Consider the following 1,424-nt stretch of genomic DNA (forward strand, 5'->3'; position numbering starts at 1 on the left):
TGCCAAAATAATCTATGCACGTACAAAAATAGATGAGATTTATAAACGAAGTGAAGCCACTGCGATACTGACTGAATTGATTACAAAAATAGATGAGATTTATAAACGAAGTGAAGCCACTGCGATACTGACTGAATTGATGAGAAAAGGGAACCCTTATGCGACTTACTGGTTATCTAGTAAAAGTAACTTATGCCTTTCTTATCTTTCATCAGAACATTTTGGCAACAAAGTAGCAAAAGAACTTGGCTTAGATACCTCTTATGAAAATAAATATTGCACCGAGGAGATCTATCAAAAAGCTGTCGAGGGCTTCAAAAAGCTTGCAGCAGAAGGCGATCTTCATGCCCAATATTTCTTGCTGAAAGATAAAGGTCTTGATAAATCGGTAGAAAAGCGTGAAGAGTACATAAAAGAAGTTATTCGATTTGCCAAGTATCACTATTATAAGCCTCTAATAGATTACTACTATAATATAACTAAAGTAGAAAATGGAAAAACAGTTTTTTACTCACCTAGATCAGATCGCCAGGTTAAAAAATTGCTAAGAATAGCAGCTAATAATAACTATATTCCGGCTTTTGTTTTTTTGATTGACAAAAACACTCCGAAAGATTATTTTCTTTATAATAGTTTAAAAACGCTTGGAGCATGGCATTATTTTTGGGCTAAACCTTATTATAAGGRRAAATCTTTRARYCCAAAGGAAMAATAYTGTGATGCSAAACTATAYAAGKCTATTTTCGGTGATCGATTTTTTGGTGGGAGTTATGAAGGKAAAATARAYATGAGTAATCTAAMYTGTAATATTAGTGAACAATTGAATAGCATCGAACCAATGATTTACATTGACTACTTTACTAAAAGTGATGACTGGAGTAGAGGCTACTAATATACTAGAGTCGTCTTTTTATTATTTTCATACTGCTAGTATATCCCGCCCAGCGAGTGATACAACAATCGCTGGGCGGTAGCATTTCTTAGTTCTAAAACGTTATGGTATCTGTCAGCCCAGAAACAACTATCTCTTGGACACAACCCTATTATGCTTCATAAAACGATTATCCAAGTTATACTTTTAAGCTTATCGATGGGTATCCTCACCGGTTGCAAGGAAAAGGCGATCAGCCCTAAAGATGACATTCCTTTATTCAAAGACTTCATTGAGGAGAACATTAATAAAGTTGCCAATGATCCTTATATATCGAGTACAGTAAAGCCTGATGATGAGATGTATGACTTGATGCTAATGCTGCAGCGTGGTGATTGGAGTCAAACAACTTGGGATGAGATGGACTCTTTGATGAAAAAGGGCGTAGAGAATGCCAAAATAATCTATGCACGTACAAAAATAGATGAGATTTATAAACGAAGTGAAGCCACTGCGATACTGACTGAATTGATGAGAAAAGGGAACCCTTATG

Annotated in this window: 1 protein-coding gene and 1 pseudogene; both read left to right on the forward strand. The window is 35.3% G+C overall.

Translation table 11 applies throughout. The annotated features are described in order from the left end of the window. Positions 1-892: hypothetical protein (locus BZG80_RS15940; protein ID WP_077679768.1), on the forward strand; the 892-nt coding region annotated here is incomplete at its 5' end. A gap of 153 nt (positions 893-1,045) precedes the next feature. Next, positions 1,046-1,424, forward strand: a pseudogene (locus tag BZG80_RS15650) (hypothetical protein); the annotation flags it as partial.

Source organism: Salinivibrio sp. MA440 (assembly GCF_001996265.1).
GTDB lineage: Bacteria > Pseudomonadota > Gammaproteobacteria > Enterobacterales > Vibrionaceae > Salinivibrio > Salinivibrio costicola.